This window comes from Cupriavidus pauculus, from assembly GCF_022179805.1.
Classification (GTDB): Bacteria; Pseudomonadota; Gammaproteobacteria; order Burkholderiales; family Burkholderiaceae; genus Cupriavidus; species Cupriavidus pauculus_E.
In genome coordinates this window covers 461,633-476,487 of the sequence record NZ_BPUO01000003.1, presented here as the reverse complement: position 1 = coordinate 476,487, position 14,855 = coordinate 461,633, and the positions used below count along the sequence as shown (strand labels likewise).

15 protein-coding genes are annotated in these 14,855 nt (G+C 64.7%); all 15 read left to right on the top strand.

Features of this window, described 5'->3' with window-relative positions:
• Positions 1-66 precede the first annotated feature (66 nt).
• On the top strand, positions 67-450 hold the full coding sequence (locus MFF62_RS08360) for a response regulator (protein WP_238262036.1): 384 nt from the start codon (positions 67-69) through the stop codon (positions 448-450).
• Between the two features lie 170 nt (positions 451-620).
• Entirely contained in the window at positions 621-1,109 is a 489-nt protein-coding gene (locus MFF62_RS08355; RefSeq protein ID WP_238262033.1) for a chemotaxis protein CheW, read from the top strand.
• Between the two features lie 82 nt (positions 1,110-1,191).
• Complete coding sequence (locus MFF62_RS08350; protein ID WP_238262031.1) at positions 1,192-2,829, top strand: methyl-accepting chemotaxis protein; 1,638 nt, start codon at positions 1,192-1,194, stop codon at positions 2,827-2,829.
• Between the two features lie 180 nt (positions 2,830-3,009).
• The gene (locus MFF62_RS08345) at positions 3,010-4,854 is read left to right on the top strand and encodes a methyl-accepting chemotaxis protein (RefSeq protein ID WP_238262029.1); all 1,845 of its coding nucleotides are present in this window, start codon (positions 3,010-3,012) and stop codon (positions 4,852-4,854) included.
• A gap of 123 nt (positions 4,855-4,977) precedes the next feature.
• Entirely contained in the window at positions 4,978-5,730 is a 753-nt protein-coding gene (locus MFF62_RS08340; RefSeq protein ID WP_238262027.1) for a DUF4088 domain-containing protein, read from the top strand.
• 345 nt (positions 5,731-6,075) lie between these two features.
• On the top strand, positions 6,076-6,447 hold the full coding sequence (flhD, locus tag MFF62_RS08335; RefSeq protein WP_238262025.1) for a flagellar transcriptional regulator FlhD: 372 nt from the start codon (positions 6,076-6,078) through the stop codon (positions 6,445-6,447).
• The gene (gene flhC, locus MFF62_RS08330) at positions 6,444-7,052 is read left to right on the top strand and encodes a flagellar transcriptional regulator FlhC (RefSeq protein WP_238262023.1); all 609 of its coding nucleotides are present in this window, start codon (positions 6,444-6,446) and stop codon (positions 7,050-7,052) included. Before flhD ends, flhC begins: the two co-directional genes overlap by 4 nt.
• A gap of 129 nt (positions 7,053-7,181) precedes the next feature.
• Positions 7,182-8,045, top strand: coding sequence for a flagellar motor stator protein MotA (gene motA / locus MFF62_RS08325; protein ID WP_238262021.1), 864 nt, complete (start codon positions 7,182-7,184; stop codon positions 8,043-8,045).
• A 13-nt stretch (positions 8,046-8,058) separates the two neighbouring features.
• Positions 8,059-9,033, top strand: a complete 975-nt coding sequence (gene motB, locus MFF62_RS08320; RefSeq protein ID WP_238262019.1) for a flagellar motor protein MotB — start codon at positions 8,059-8,061, stop codon at positions 9,031-9,033.
• Positions 9,034-9,099: 66 nt separating this feature from the next.
• Positions 9,100-11,121: a chemotaxis protein CheA gene (gene cheA / locus MFF62_RS08315; RefSeq protein ID WP_238262017.1), complete on the top strand. Its 2,022-nt coding sequence runs from the start codon at positions 9,100-9,102 to the stop codon at positions 11,119-11,121.
• Positions 11,122-11,142: 21 nt separating this feature from the next.
• Entirely contained in the window at positions 11,143-11,637 is a 495-nt protein-coding gene (locus tag MFF62_RS08310) for a chemotaxis protein CheW (protein WP_238262015.1), read from the top strand.
• A gap of 65 nt (positions 11,638-11,702) precedes the next feature.
• Positions 11,703-12,614 carry a CheR family methyltransferase gene (locus MFF62_RS08305; RefSeq protein WP_238262013.1) on the top strand — a complete coding sequence of 304 codons (912 nt, stop codon included), beginning with the start codon at positions 11,703-11,705 and terminating at the stop codon, positions 12,612-12,614.
• Positions 12,611-13,273 (top strand): chemoreceptor glutamine deamidase CheD, encoded by a 663-nt coding sequence (gene cheD / locus MFF62_RS08300; RefSeq protein ID WP_404990697.1) that lies wholly within the window; start codon positions 12,611-12,613, stop codon positions 13,271-13,273. The genes MFF62_RS08305 and cheD overlap by 4 nt, the downstream gene beginning before the upstream one ends.
• A 23-nt stretch (positions 13,274-13,296) precedes the next feature.
• Positions 13,297-14,370: a protein-glutamate methylesterase/protein-glutamine glutaminase gene (locus tag MFF62_RS08295; protein WP_238262011.1), complete on the top strand. Its 1,074-nt coding sequence runs from the start codon at positions 13,297-13,299 to the stop codon at positions 14,368-14,370.
• An 85-nt stretch (positions 14,371-14,455) separates the two neighbouring features.
• Positions 14,456-14,842, top strand: a complete 387-nt coding sequence (gene cheY, locus MFF62_RS08290) for a chemotaxis response regulator CheY (protein ID WP_238262009.1) — start codon at positions 14,456-14,458, stop codon at positions 14,840-14,842.
• The last annotated feature ends 13 nt before the right edge of the window (positions 14,843-14,855 follow it).

Sequence of the window (14,855 nt, the reverse complement as noted above, 5' to 3'; positions counted from 1 at the left end):
ACCGGCCTGTCCGTCGCCGGCGCAGCGTGCCCTGCCACTGGCGGACCAACCCATACGGAGTCCCCGATGTCCCTTCCGCACATTCTCGTCGTCGACGATTCGCCTTCCCTGCGCCGCATGACCGGTGCCTGCCTGCGTGCGGGCGGATTCACGGTCACCGAGGCCGCGGACGGCAAGGAAGCGCACGAGGTGGCCCTGGAAGGGCAGTTCGGCATGCTGGTTACCGACCAGGTCATGCCCGGCATGGACGGCCTGTCGCTGATCCGCGCGCTGCGCGCCACGCCGGCCTACGCCTCGATCCCCATCCTGATGCTCTCGACCGAGCACGACGAGCGCATCCTGGAGCAGGCGGCCGAGGCGGGTGCCTCCGGTTTCCTGGCCAAGCCGTTCGATCCCGAAGACCTGCTGGAATCCGTCCACGCGCTGCTGGACCCTCCCAACGAGGGGTAAAGGCGGCGCCAAGTCGTCCTTAATTCACCCCGCGTCGTGCCGTAAATATTGGAGGGCCATAGCAGGTGGTCCGGCCTGGCCCATTGGGCGCTGGCCGGGTACCGCCTCGGGGTCGCCAGCAGCCAGGGGCACGCTACCCCGGCCACGACCAACTTGCCAGCGGGGGCAACATGAATACCAGCAACAACCGCGCGGACGGCGCGGGAGAAGAATTCCTGGCCTTCCGGCTTGGCCGCGAGGAATACGGCATCGATATCCTCAAGGTGCAGGAAATTCGCGGCTACGAGTCCGTGACGCAGATCGCCAACGCGCCCGACTATCTCAAGGGGGTGGTCAACCTGCGCGGCACCATCGTCCCGATCATCGACCTGCGCATCAAGTTCAAGCAGGCCGAGATCAGCTACGACCAGTACACCGTGGTGATCATCGTCGATATCCTTGAACGCACCACGGGCATCGTGGTTGACGGGGTATCCGACGTGCTGACGCTGACCCCCGCGCAGATCAAGCCCGCGCCGGCGCTGTCCGGCGGCATGCAGACCGACTACATCCGTGGGCTCGGTTCGCTCGAAGGCCGCATGCTGATCCTGACCGACATCGAGAAGCTGATGAACGTCGACGACCTGGCCGCGCTCGACGCCGCCGCCGGCACCGCCTGAAACCATCCATAACGAGCGGCTCGCCCGGGTCCGCGCGTATCGCGGGGGGACGGGCCGCAGCCTTGAACGCAGTCACACAGCCATGCGCAACAACCAGCCCGTCACGCAACGCGAGCATCCACTCTCGCCGAACGATTACCTGATCTCGCGCACCGACCTCAAGGGCCGGATCACGTTCGCGAACCGGGCGTTCGTCGAGATCAGCGGCTTCACGTCGGCGGAGCTGCTGGGCGCGGCGCACAACCTCGTGCGCCATCCCGACATGCCGCCCGAAGCGTTTGCCGATCTCTGGACGACGATCCAGGCCGGCAAGTCTTGGGTGGGCATCGTCAAGAACCGCCGCAAGGACGGCGACCACTACTGGGTGCAGGCCACCGTGACGCCGACGCAGGTCGGCGGCCGCATCATCGGCTACACGTCGGTGCGGTCGATGGCCACGCGCGAGCAGATCAACGCGGCAGAAGCCGCGTACAAGCGTTTCCGTGACAACCGCGCCTCCGGGCTGGCGATTCGCGACGGGGCCGTCGTGCGCACCGGACTGGCCGGCTTCATCGGCCGCGCCACGCGCCTGAACCTGCGCCGCCGCATCCTGTGGGCCCAGGCGGCGGGGCTTGGGTGGTTCCTGCTAGCCGTGGCCGGCGTGCACTGGCTGTCGGCCGACGCGGCCGCCCAGTTGTGGCCGTGGCTGTGGGGCGCGTTCGCGCTGGCCGTGATTTCGTCGGCCGCATCCGGGGCCCTGCTGGTCTCGCGCGTGGAACGCCCGGTGTCCGACATGCTCGACTTCGCGTTGCGCATGGGCGCGGGCGACCTGACAACAACCTTCGAACACAAGGCCGGCGACGAAGTGGGCGCGCTGGCCCGCGCCATGCGCACCATGCAGCGCAGCCTGCTGTCGGTGGTGCACGACATCCAGGAAGGCATGGCCAGCATCTCCACGGCCACCCATCAGGTGGCGGCCGGCAACAACGACCTGTCGCAACGCACCGAACAGCAAGCGGCCTCGCTGGAGGAAACCGCATCGAGCATGGAGCAGTTGACCGGCACGGTGCGCCAGAACGCCGACAACGCACGCCAGGCCACGGGCCTGGCGGCCACGGCCTCGGAGACCGCGCTGCGCGGGGGCGAGGCGGTGGGCCGCGTGGTGCAGACCATGCAGGAAATCAACGAAGCCTCGCACAAGATCGTCGACATCATCGGCGTGATCGAGGGCATCGCCTTCCAGACCAACATCCTGGCGCTGAACGCCGCCGTGGAAGCGGCGCGCGCCGGCGAGCAGGGGCGCGGGTTTGCGGTGGTGGCGGGCGAGGTGCGCAGCCTGGCGCAGCGCAGCGCCAACGCCGCCAAGGAAATCAAGGGCCTGATCGGCAACACCGTGTCGCGCGTGGAAAACGGCGCGGCGCAGGTGGGCGAGGCGGGCGCGACCATGGACGAGATCGTGCAGGCCGTGAAGCGCGTGACCGACATCATGGGCGAGATCAGTTCGGCATCGGCGGAACAGAGCGCGGGCATCGAGCAGGTGAACGAGGCGGTGGCGCAGATGGACGAAGGCACGCAGCAGAACGCTGCGCTGGTGGAGCAGGCCGCTGCCGCGGCCGGTGCTCTGGAAGAACAGGCCGACCGCCTGCGCGAGTCGATCTCCACGTTCCGCGTGGGCACGCAGGCCGAGGTCCGGCCCGCGCGTCCGCGCCAGCTGGAGATGGCGGCGGAGACGGTTGGCTGAAGTGGGGAGCGGGCCTGAAGCTCATCGCAAGAGGAGCAAGGGCTTTCAAAAAAGGGCCGCGCTGGAAAACGCGGCATCAGGAACGGGGTAAAGCGGCCGCCCATGCAGGCGGCATGCGACAACAACCCGGGGTGGGCGTGGTCCGTCCCGGCATTTCTGACAGAAGAAGGGGGTAGTTCTATGCAGTGGTTCAATCAACTACGCGTTACGACCAGGCTGATTGCCGGCTTCCTGGTTGTATCCGTGATCGGTGCCATCATCGGCCTGCTGGGCGTGGTCAACATGGGGCGCATGGCGGAATGGACCGGCAAGATCTACAACACGGACCTGCAGGCGCTGAAGGCCGTGCAGGACGGCAACATCAACCTGGTGTACGCCAGCCGCGCGCAGATCGCGCTGCTGTCGGCGTCGACCATGGGCGAGCGCGCGACCGAGAAGGAAGAAATCCAGAAGTCGCTGACCGCCATGGAGACCCGTGTAAAAAGTGCCAAGGATTCGTTCAGCCAGCCTGAAGGCCAGGCGCTGTTCAAGCAGTACGAAACGCTGGTGCCGTCGTTCCGCGAGCGCATGCTCAAGTACATCGAGCTGGTGAGCAAGCAGCCGCTGGACACGTCGCAGTTCGAAAGCACCGTGTTCACGGAAAGCGCCGACCTGCTCAAGGAAAGCCGCGCGCTGGAAGACGTGCTGTTCAAGATGGTCAAGCGCCGCGATGACCGCGCGAAGTCGAACATGGAAGAGTCGACCAGCGTGTACAACAGCTCGCGCGTGCTGATGCTGGCGCTGGTGCTGGGTGGCGTGGTGGTGTCGGTGCTGCTGGGCCTGTTCCTGGCACGCCAGCTGTCGCGCCAGCTTGGTGGCGAGCCCGGCTATGCCGCATCGATCGCCGCGCGCATTGCAGACGGCGACTTCTCGGCCAAGGTGGAACTGCGCCGCGGCGACCAGGACAGCCTGCTGCACGCCATTGGCCAGATGCAGCAGCAACTGTCGTCGATGGTGCGTGACTTCAAGGAATCGGCGGAATCGATTGGCACGGCATCGCGCGAGATCGCGGCCGGCAACAACGACCTGTCGCAGCGTACCGAGCAGCAGGCCGCGTCGCTGGAAGAAACCGCTTCGAGCATGGAAGAGCTGACCAGCACCGTGCGCCAGAATGCCGACAACGCCCGTCAGGCCAGCGGCCTGGCAGCCAATGCGTCGGATACGGCGGTGCGTGGGGGTGAAGTGGTGGGCCGCGTGGTGGACACGATGGGCGAGATCAACGATGCGTCGCGCAAGATCGTCGACATCATCGGCGTGATCGAAGGCATCGCGTTCCAGACCAACATCCTGGCGCTGAACGCCGCCGTGGAAGCGGCGCGTGCCGGCGAACAGGGCCGTGGCTTTGCCGTGGTGGCTGGCGAGGTGCGCAGCCTGGCGCAGCGCAGCGCCAACGCCGCCAAGGAAATCAAGACGCTTATCGACAACTCGGTGGCGCAGGTGGACACCGGCGCGGCACTGGTGAGCCAGGCCGGCACGACGATGGACGAGATCGTGCAGGCCGTGAAGCGCGTGACCGACATCATGGGCGAGATCAGCGCGGCATCGGCCGAGCAGAGTTCGGGCATCGAGCAGGTCAACCAGGCCGTGGCGCAGATGGACGAAGTGACGCAGCAGAACGCGGCGCTCGTGGAGCAGGCTGCGGCAGCGGCCGGTTCGCTGCAGGACCAGGCATCGCGCCTGATGGATTCGGTGTCGGGCTTCCGCCTGTCGCCGGACGACGCGGCGGCGGTTGCCGCGCCGATGCTGGCCGCACCGGCCGCTCCGGCAGTACGTTCGGCGGTCAAGCCGACGGGCAAGAACGCAGGCCGCGTGGCCAAGACGCGCAAGCCCGCCAAGGCAGGCACCGCGCTGGTGGCGGCTGCTGCCGCAACGGCCGCGGCTGAAGTTGCCGAGGAAGATGCCGATAGCCAGAAGAAGCGCCCCGCACTGACGGCTTCGTCGTCGGCGGCCAGTGCTTCCGATAACGGCGACTGGAGCGCCTTCTGACCTTCGACCGTCACAGGCAACGCACCTGACGGCTACTTAATCGTCGTCCCCAAAAAGACGGCGGCGCCCCGGCACGGATGTTTGTAAATTCGCGCCGGGGCGTTCATTCGTCCGCAGAACACCATGACCACCGACATCAGTCTGTCCCTGTCGGCAGAAGCAGCAGCGCGGCTGCGCGCGGATTTCGATGCCTTTGTAAAAGTTTCCACTGGCCTCGATCCGCAATTCATTCCGCCCGCGTTCGATGACTTCCTGCGCGCGCGCCTGATGCAGCAGGACGGCCCGTTGACCGAGCGCGCCGTGATGCGCCTCTTGGCCAGCGGCGAGTACGGCTGGGCCAAGAAGGTCTTCGACAAGCAGCTGCCGAACGCCCTGGCCGCGCTGATGCGCGACGCGCAGCGCTTTGGGTTTGCCCTGGCCGTCCAGCCCGACTGGACGCCCCAGCAGCGCGTGGAGCACGCGCGCGAGTGGGCCGCCAACATCCTGTCCGAAGCCGGCGCCGATGCCGCCTTCACCGAAGCACTGGCCACGCAGATATCGGCCTCCGCCGTGGACGTGCGCACCATCGAGGAACGCATGCGCACGCCGGCCTGGCGCATTGCCGACAGCCTGCGCCAACGCGCGTATGACGTCATGTACGCGCTCCAGACCGAGCAGAGCGAGGCGCTGGGCCGCAGCAAGGTGGGCGAGCTTCGCGCGCTGCTGGGGCTGGCGCTCGAATACGGCTCGGTGGGCGCCGAGGAAGCTGCGCGCGTACTCGAACAGGTGGAAAGGGCGCGCCCGCACCTGTTCCGCGAGGCGCCCGACGACGTGTTCTCAAGGCTTGCTGCATGGCTGCGGCGCGTGTTTAACCAAGGTGCGCTCGTTCGTCAATAGTGGTAACCGGCAACCCCTTTTCGCAAGCGGCGTGTACACCTCCGGAAACCCATATCCGTTCAGTACACAATCTGTTACACCTTTGATGAAAATCAGAAGTCGCGCACATCGGTTGTTACAAAAATTCGGGCCCATGTCTTTTCCTTGCGACATTCGCCAATCCCCAACGTAAGTAGGGATTGGCATTGTGGGCCGATTGCCGATATAAACGTAACAGTTTCACTTACACTCTGTAACATCTGTAACGTTTCAGAGTTGACGTGTAACCGGGCGAAGTTCCTTTCGTAGTACGTCGTACCTACTCGAACACGCACCCAAACGATCTGGTCGCCGGCATGGAGTCTCATGCAGGTAAGCGCCGGACAAGCTGTCGAGGGGTTATTTGGTAGCGGGGAAAAATTGGAAAGTAGTGAAGTTCTCCAGGAGATCAGGGAGGTTAACCTCGCCTATCTGCTGCTTGCGCAACGACTGGTGCGCGAAAACCAGGTGGAAGCCATGTTCAGGCTTGGTGTCAGCAAGGAAATCGCTGAGATACTGGCCAAGCTGACGTCGGCGCAACTCGTGAAACTGGCCGCATCGAACATGGTGCTGTGCCGGTTCCGTTTCGACGATCATGCGTTGCTGTCCACCCTCACCCACACGGCCAAGAGCCATGATATGCAGCAGATCCACGCTGCTATCCTGCTGGCCCGGCAACCTGTGGAGTCGCTCAATTGACCGCGCTCCTCCAGGCCCAGCCGGCCCGCAGCTTTACGGCCACTCCCGTCCCCAACCGCAAGAGCGTCCTGCAGGATGCCAACCAGACCCAGCTCGCCATCGAGCTGATTGGCTTGGGTGCGCGCCTTCAGGTGCTTGAAGCCGAGACAACGCTCTCGCGCGACCGGTTGATCCGCCTCTACAAGGAGCTGCGTGGCGCATCGCCGCCCAAGGGCATGCTCCCGTTCTCGACAGACTGGTTCACCACCTGGCTGCCGAATATCCATTCGTCGCTGTTCTTCTCCGCGTACCAGTTCATGGTGCAGGAAGGCGAGACGTCGGGTATTCGTGCCGTAGTGGCCGCTTACCGTCTGTACCTTGAGCACGTTTCGCTGCTCGGCGGCGAAATCGTCTTAAGTTTCACCCGTGCCTGGACGTTAGTACGGTTTTTCGAGAGCAACATGCTGCAGCTTTCCAAGTGCACCTGTTGCGGAGGCCAGTTCGTGACGCACGCTTATGAGCCGCACGCGAACTTCGTCTGCAGCCTGTGCCGTCCGCCTTCGCGCGCCGGAAAGGTAAAGAAGCTCTCGAAGGACGCCACAGCCGCGCAGACCACCCAAGCCTGAGTTTCATCGGGACGGACGTCTGCAAGGCAGGTGGGCCCCGGTCGTGACCGGCGGGCGCTGTACGCGCTCGCCAGTACGAGAGGGAGCCCATGTGCGCCTGACGCGTGTTTTTCAGACGGGGATCCGATCGTGCTTGTAGTTATTGGCTATGTCGTCGTAGTCGTGGCGGTGCTGGGTGGTTACGCCCTCACCGGCGGCCACATGGGCGCACTGTATCAACCGGCGGAGCTCATCATCATCGGTGGTGCTGCCGTTGGCGCATTCATCAGCTCCAACAGTGGCAAGGCCATCAAGGCCACGATGAAGGCCATGCCCTCGCTGTTCAAGGGCTCCAAGTACAAGAAGGAACTGTACCTGGACGTGATGGCACTGCTGTACGTGCTGCTGTCAAAGGCCCGCCGCGAGGGCATCCTGTTCCTCGAAAAGGAAATTGCCGACCCCGCATCGAGCAGTGTCTTCAGTCAGTACCCGCGCATCCTGGCCGACGCCAAGATGATGGAGTTCCTGACCGACTACCTGCGCATGATGGTCAACGGCAACATGAACGCCTTCGAGATCGAAGCGCTCATGGACCACGAAATCGAAACGTTCCGCCACGAAGCCGAGATTCCCGCCCATGCGCTGTCGCGCGTTGGCGACGGCCTGCCGGCGTTCGGTATCGTGGCTGCCGTGATGGGCGTGGTGCATGCACTGGCCTCGGCAGACCTGCCACCGGCCGAACTGGGCGCCCTGATCGCCCACGCCATGGTGGGTACGTTCCTGGGCATTCTGCTGGCTTACGGCTTCGTGTCGCCGCTGGCGTCGCGTATCGAACACCAGGTGTCCGAGAGCATCAAGATGTACGAGTGCATCAAGGTCACGCTGCTGGCTTCGCTCAATGGTTATGCACCGCTGGTGGCGGTGGAATTCGGCCGCAAGGTGCTGTACTCCACGGTTCGTCCGTCGTTCCTCGAGCTCGACGATCACGTCCGTGAAGTCAAGAGCCTGACCTGACGGGAGAGCAGCCATGAGCAGCGCCCAGGACCTTCGTCCGATCATCATCAAGAAGGCGAAGTCGCACGCCAAACCGCACGGCAACCATAGCTGGAAGATCGCCTACGCCGACTTCATGACGGCCATGATGGCGCTGTTCCTGGTGCTGTGGCTGTTGAGCTCGGCTTCCCCGAAGACGCTTGTCGGCGTGGCCGAGTATTTCAAGACGCCGCTCAAGGTGGCGGTGGCCGGCGGCGACAAGAGCAGCCTGTCGAAGAGCGTGATTCCCGGCGGCGGCAAGGACCCGATGGCCAAGGACGGCGAGGTCATGAAGGCCATGACCAACGACCCGGCCGACGCGCAGCGCCGTCGCGACCAGATGGACAGCGAGCGCCTGCGCGCGCTGAAGGGCCGCCTGGAACAGATCATCGACAACAACCCGACGCTGCGGCAGTTCCGTCCGCAGCTGCTGCTGGACATCACCAGCGAAGGGCTGCGCATCCAGATCCTGGATACGCAGAACCGCCCGATGTTCCGCACCGGCAGCGCGGCGGTGGAGCCGTACATGCGCGCCATCCTGCGCGAGATCGGCCCGGTGCTCAACGAGATGCCGAACAAGGTGAGCCTGTCCGGTCATACCGATTCGGCCACCTACATGATGGGTGAGCGTGCGTACAGCAACTGGGAACTGTCGGCAGACCGCGCCAACGCGTCGCGCCAGGAACTGATCGCCGGTGGCATGCAGGAAGGCAAGGTGCTGCGCGTGCTTGGCCTGGCGGACACCATGCCGCTGGAAAAGAACGACCCCATGGCGGCCACCAATCGACGCATCAGCATCGTGGTGCTGAACAAGCGTGCGCAGGCGCAGTTCGAAAACGAGAACGCCAGCGCGGCCGATGTACAGGTGCAGGCCCAGAAGGGCCAGATGGCCGAGCAAATGCAGACGCAGGTGGAGGCTGCTTCGGGCGCGGCTGCGGCAAAGCCCGCGAGCGCACCCAAGGGCAGGTAGGAACAGAGGACGCGCCACCGCGGTGGGTGGCGCTTCTTCCCAGCAATCTAGCGAGCCAGGACGATCATGTCTGTCGATATCGATATCACGCAGTTTTACCAGACCTTCTTCGAAGAGGCAGAGGAACTGCTCGTAGAAATGGAGCAGCTGCTGCTCGAGGTGGACCTGGAGTCCCCCGATGCCGAAGCGCTCAACGCGATCTTTCGTGCCGCGCACTCGATCAAGGGTGGCGCCGCCACGTTCGGCTTCACGGCACTGACCGAGACCACGCACATCTTTGAGAACCTGCTCGACCGCACGCGTCGGCGGGAACTGGCCCTCACGCGGGTCATCATCGACACCTTTCTGGAAACCAAGGACGTGTTGCAAGACCAGCTCAACGCCTATCGCAACGGCACCGAACCCGATCCGGAGACGCTGGCGCGCATCTGCGCCGTCCTGCAGCAGCTGGCCCAGGAAGCCGGCGGCGATGCGGCACACGCTCCGGCCCCTGCACCCGTGGCGGCCCCGGCCGCTGCACCAGCGGCCGCGTCCGCCGGTGGCAACCTCAAGGTCCGCCTGATCAAGGTATCGGCCGCCGACCAGGCGCTGCTGCGCGAGGAACTGGCCAACCTGGGCGAGATCACCGGCCAGGAAGAAGCCGACGGTGACCTGACCATCTGGCTGAACAGCCAGTGCGGCACCGACGACATCATCGCCGTCTGCTGCTTCGTGATCGACGAGAAGCAGATCGTGGTGGAAGCCGTGGCCGCAGGCGAGGCACCCGCTGCCGCCGCTGCCCCGGCACCCGCACCGGCCCCCGTGGCCGCGCCGGCTCCGGTTGCTGCCGCCCCGGCCGCAGCGCCGGCTGCGAAGGACAAGGCCAAGCCTGCGGCAGCCGCCGCCGCGCATGCGCCCGATTCGGGTTCGATCCGCGTGCCTACCGAGAAGGTGGACCAGATCATCAACCTGGTGGGCGAACTGGTGATCACGCAGTCGATGCTGGCGCAGACCGCGTCGTCGCTCGACCCCGTGCTGTTCGACCGCCTCTTCTCGGGCATGGGCCAGCTGGAGCGCAATGCGCGCGACCTGCAGGAAGCGGTGATGTCGATCCGCATGATGCCGATGGACTACGTGTTCTCGCGCTTCCCGCGCCTGGTACGCGACCTGGCCAGCAAGCTCGGCAAGCAGATCGACCTGGTCACGTTCGGCAAGGCGACCGAACTCGACAAGAGCCTGATCGAACGCATCATCGACCCGCTGACCCACCTGGTACGTAACAGCCTGGACCACGGCATCGAGACCCCCGAGAAGCGTGTGGCGGCGGGCAAGGAAGCCACCGGCCAGCTGATCCTGTCGGCCCAGCACGCAGGCGGCAATATTGTCATCGAGGTGAGCGACGACGGCGGTGGCCTGAACCGCGACCGCATCCTGTCCAAGGCGATCCAGAACAACCTGCCGGGCGCGTCCGAGAGCATGCCCGATGAAGAAGTGTGGCAGCTGATCTTCGCGCCGGGCTTCTCCACCGCCGAAGTGGTCACCGACGTGTCGGGCCGCGGCGTGGGCATGGACGTGGTGAAGCGGAACATCCAGGAAATGGGCGGGCACGTGGAAATCAGCTCGCGCCAGGGCCTGGGCACCACCACTCGCATCGTGCTGCCGCTGACGCTGGCCATTCTCGATGGCATGTCGGTGCGCACCGGCGAGGAAACCTTCATCCTGCCGCTGAACTGCGTGATGGAGTCTCTGCAGCCCAAGGCCGACGACGTGCACACCGCCGCCAACGGCGAGCGCGTGATGAACGTGCGTGGCGAATACCTGCCGCTGCTGGAGCTGCACAAGGTCTTCAACGTGGCCAACGCGGTGCAGGAACCCACGCAGGGCATCGCCGTGATCCTGGCCGCCGAGGGCAAGCGCTTCGCGCTGCTGGTGGACCAGCTCATCGGCCAGCACCAGGTGGTGCTGAAGAACCTGGAAACGAACTACCGCAAGGTGCCGTGCATCTCGGCCGCAACGATCCTGGGCGACGGCAGCGTCGCGCTGATCGTGGACGTGGCCGCGCTGCAGCGCACTGGCGTGCGCCGCCAGGACATGGCGGTGGCACTGTAATTGACAGCAAGGAGAACGGACATGGCCGGCATCGGACACATCGATACTCAGGGCAGTGAAGCCTCTGGCCAGGAATACCTGGTCTTCACGCTGGGCACCGAAGAATATGGCATCGACATCCTCAAGGTGCAGGAAATCCGCAGCTACGAGACGGTGACCCGCATCGCCAACGCCCCTGACTTCATCAAGGGCGTGACGAACCTGCGCGGCGTGATCGTGCCGATCGTGGACCTGCGCCTGAAGTTCAACCTGGCCAACGTGCGCTATGACCACCAGACCGTGGTGATCATCCTGAACGTGGCCGGGCGCGTGGTCGGCATCGTCGTCGACGGCGTGTCGGACGTGCTCACGCTGACTGGTGACGACATCAAGGCCGCGCCGGAGTTTGGCGTGTCGGTATCGAACGAACACCTGACCGGTCTCGGTTCGGTGGAAGGCCGGATGCTGATCCTGATCGACATCGAACGCATGATGACCAGCTCCGAAATGGAACTGATCGAAGCCGAGTTCGCCTGACCGCGCACCGGTTCGCCCCCATAGCCTGTACCGCCGTTCATCGGCAACCCTGACGACAAACACTCATGACGCCGCTCCGTTCTTCCGCCAGTGCCATCGGGAAGCCAGGCGCGGCCGCCAATCCGGCCACGCCGGTTCTGGCGCCGCTGCGCGACGACATGCGTGACTTCCTGCTGACCGAGCGCGACTTCGAGAAGGTCCGCACGCTGATTCACAAGCGTGCGGGCATCTCGCTGGGCAGCCACAAGCGCGAAATGGTCTACAGCCGCCTGGCGCGGCGCCTGCGGTCGCTGCAGATCAGCGACTTCGGCACCTACCTGGAACTGCTGGAAGCCGACGACCGCTCGGACGAGTGGGAGTACTTCACCAACGCGCTGACCACCAACCTCACGTCGTTCTTCCGTGAGCACCACCACTTTCCGCTGCTGGCCGAGCACGCCAAGAAAATTGGCCGGCCGTACAGCGTGTGGTGCGCGGCTGCGTCGACCGGCGAGGAACCGTATTCGATCGCCATCACGCTGGCCGAGGCGCTGGGCGACCGCGCCGGCACCGTGCTGGCCACCGACATCGACACGCAGGTGCTGGCCAAGGCCCGCGCCGGCGTCTACACGTCCGAACAGGTGGCGCGCCTGCAGCAGGAACAACTGCGGCGCTTCTTCCTGAAGGGCACCGGCGCACGCGCCGGGTCGGTCAAGGTGAAGCCGGACCTGGCATCGACCATCACGTTCGAGCCGCTGAATCTGCTGGCGCCTGACTGGGGGATTCGCGAGAAATTCGACGCGATCTTCTGCCGCAACGTGATGATCTATTTCGACAAGCCCACCCAGGGACGCATCCTGGAGCGGTTTGCACCCATGCTGAAGCCGCATGGCCTGCTGTTCGCGGGGCATTCGGAGAACTTCTCGTATGTCACGCGTGCGTTCCAGTTGCGCGGGCAGACCGTGTACGAACTGGCGGGCAAGGGCGGAGGTGCATGATGCGCGGCACTCCCCACATGCCCGAGGCCATTGCCACGCGAAAGTACTTCGATCGCGAATTTGGCAAGCAGGCCATCAAGCTGCTGCCCAACGAGTATTACGTGACCGGTGATGACGCGGTGCTGACCACCGTGCTGGGGTCGTGCGTGGCCGCGTGCATTCGCGACGAGGTGGCCGGCGTGGGTGGCATGAACCATTTCATGCTGCCCGACGACGAGAATGCCGGTCCAGACCGCATGCTGTCGGCGTCGATGCGCTACGGCTGCTACGCGCTGGAAGTGCTGATCAACGAACTGCTGAAGATGGGTGCTCGCCGCGAGCGCCTGGAAGCCAAGGTTTTTGGCGGCGGCGCGGTGCTGGCCAACATGACGACCCTCAATATTGGGGATCGAAATGCCGATTTCGTACTGAAGTACCTGCGCACCGAAGAGATCCGGGTAGCCGCGCAGGACCTGCGGGGCCCGCATGCGCGGCGCGTCAGCTATTTCCCCAGGACGGGGCTGGCGCTGGTGCGCCGGCTGACCCGCCAGGACGATACGGTTGGCGTGGAGCGCGAGGAACGTGCGCTGGCCCGCGAGCTGTCCACATCCACAAAGGCGCCCGCACGTGGTGCCGTGGCTTTGTTTACGCGGCAGGCATCGGCCAAGTCGCCGACCTGAAAACTGAAGACGTAGAGACGACAATGACCGCCGCGAAGATCAAGGTGCTGTGCGTGGATGATTCCGCGCTGATTCGCAGCCTGATGACGGAGATCATCAACAGCCAGCCCGATATGGAGGTGGTGGGTACCGCCCCCGATCCGCTGGTGGCGCGCGACATGATCAAGCGCCTGAACCCGGACGTACTGACGCTGGACGTGGAAATGCCGCGCATGGACGGGCTCGACTTTCTCGAGCGCCTGATGCGCCTGCGGCCCATGCCGGTGCTGATGGTGTCGTCGCTGACCGAGCGCGGGTCTGAAATCACGATGCGCGCGCTGGAACTGGGCGCCGTCGACTTCGTGACCAAGCCCAAGCTGGGCATTCGCGAAGGGCTGATCGAATACACGGCCACGATTGCCGACAAGCTGCGTGCCGCATCGCGTGCACGTGTGCGCGCCCGCCCCGAGGCCGCTGCGGGCCATGTGCCGGCGGCGCCCATCTTGCGCGCGCCGCTGCTGTCGACTGAAAAGCTGATCATCGTCGGCGCATCGACCGGCGGCACCGAGGCCATCAAGGAATTCCTGATGCCGCTGCCGCCCGATTCGCCGGCGGTCATGATCGTGCAGCACATGCCGGCCGGCTTCACCAAGTCGTTCGCGCAGCGCCTGAATGGCCTGTGCCGCATCACGGTCAAGGAAGCCGAGCATGGCGAGCGTGTGCTGCCCGGCTATGCCTACATCGCGCCCGGCGATTCGCACCTGCTGCTGGCACGTAGCGGTGCCAACTACGTGGCGCACCTGTCGCAGGAAGCGCCGGTGAACCGGCATCGCCCGTCGGTGGACGTGCTGTTCGATTCGGCGGCCGTGCATGGCGGCAAGAACGTGACCGGCGTGATCCTGACCGGCATGGGCAAGGACGGCGCACGCGGCATGCTGCGCATGAAGGAAGCGGGTTCGTACAACCTGGCGCAGGACGAACAGTCCTGCATCGTGTTTGGCATGCCGAAGGAGGCTATCGCCACCGGCGGCGTGCATGAAGTAGTGCCCCTGCACCAGATGAGCCAGCGCGTCATGGCGCACCTGGCAACGTTTGGCGCGCGGGCGCAGCGCGTGTAGTCCTGGATCTTCGCGCGCGTGAGAGGTCAGATCAGCAACATCAACCGGATGGCACCGTCATCCGCAACCGTTTTGGAGCCGTAAATTGGACAAGAACATCAAGATCCTCGTGGTCGATGACTTCCCGACCATGCGTCGGATCATTCGCAACCTGCTCAAGGAGCTGGGGTTCACCAATGTCGAGGAAGCCGAAGACGGCGCCGCCGGCCTGGAAAAAGCCAAGGATGGCAGCTTCCAGTTCGTCGTGTCGGACTGGAACATGCCCAACATGGACGGCCTGACGATGCTGCAGTCGATCCGCGCGATTCCCGAGATCGCCAAGACGCCGGTGCTGATGGTGACGGCCGAGGCCAAGAAGGAAAACATCATCGCTGCTGCGCAGGCAGGTGCCAACGGCTATGTGGTCAAGCCCTTCACCGCCGCAACGCTGGACGAAAAGATCACCAAGATCTTCGAGAAGCTGGGTCAATAAGAAGAGGTACGCG

Bases quoted from the DNA above. Each gene is read 5' to 3' on its own strand.
- MFF62_RS08360 (WP_238262036.1), top strand. From the start codon at position 67: ATGTCCCTTCCGCACATTCTCGTCGTCGACGATTCGCCTTCCCTGCGC.
- MFF62_RS08355 (WP_238262033.1), top strand. From the start codon at position 621: ATGAATACCAGCAACAACCGCGCGGACGGCGCGGGAGAAGAATTCCTG.
- MFF62_RS08350 (WP_238262031.1), top strand. From the start codon at position 1,192: ATGCGCAACAACCAGCCCGTCACGCAACGCGAGCATCCACTCTCGCCG.
- MFF62_RS08345 (WP_238262029.1), top strand. From the start codon at position 3,010: ATGCAGTGGTTCAATCAACTACGCGTTACGACCAGGCTGATTGCCGGC.
- MFF62_RS08340 (WP_238262027.1), top strand. From the start codon at position 4,978: ATGACCACCGACATCAGTCTGTCCCTGTCGGCAGAAGCAGCAGCGCGG.
- flhD (WP_238262025.1), top strand. From the start codon at position 6,076: ATGCAGGTAAGCGCCGGACAAGCTGTCGAGGGGTTATTTGGTAGCGGG.
- motB (WP_238262019.1), top strand. From the start codon at position 8,059: ATGAGCAGCGCCCAGGACCTTCGTCCGATCATCATCAAGAAGGCGAAG.
- cheA (WP_238262017.1), top strand. From the start codon at position 9,100: ATGTCTGTCGATATCGATATCACGCAGTTTTACCAGACCTTCTTCGAA.
- MFF62_RS08310 (WP_238262015.1), top strand. From the start codon at position 11,143: ATGGCCGGCATCGGACACATCGATACTCAGGGCAGTGAAGCCTCTGGC.
- MFF62_RS08305 (WP_238262013.1), top strand. From the start codon at position 11,703: ATGACGCCGCTCCGTTCTTCCGCCAGTGCCATCGGGAAGCCAGGCGCG.
- cheD (WP_404990697.1), top strand. From the start codon at position 12,611: ATGATGCGCGGCACTCCCCACATGCCCGAGGCCATTGCCACGCGAAAG.
- MFF62_RS08295 (WP_238262011.1), top strand. From the start codon at position 13,297: ATGACCGCCGCGAAGATCAAGGTGCTGTGCGTGGATGATTCCGCGCTG.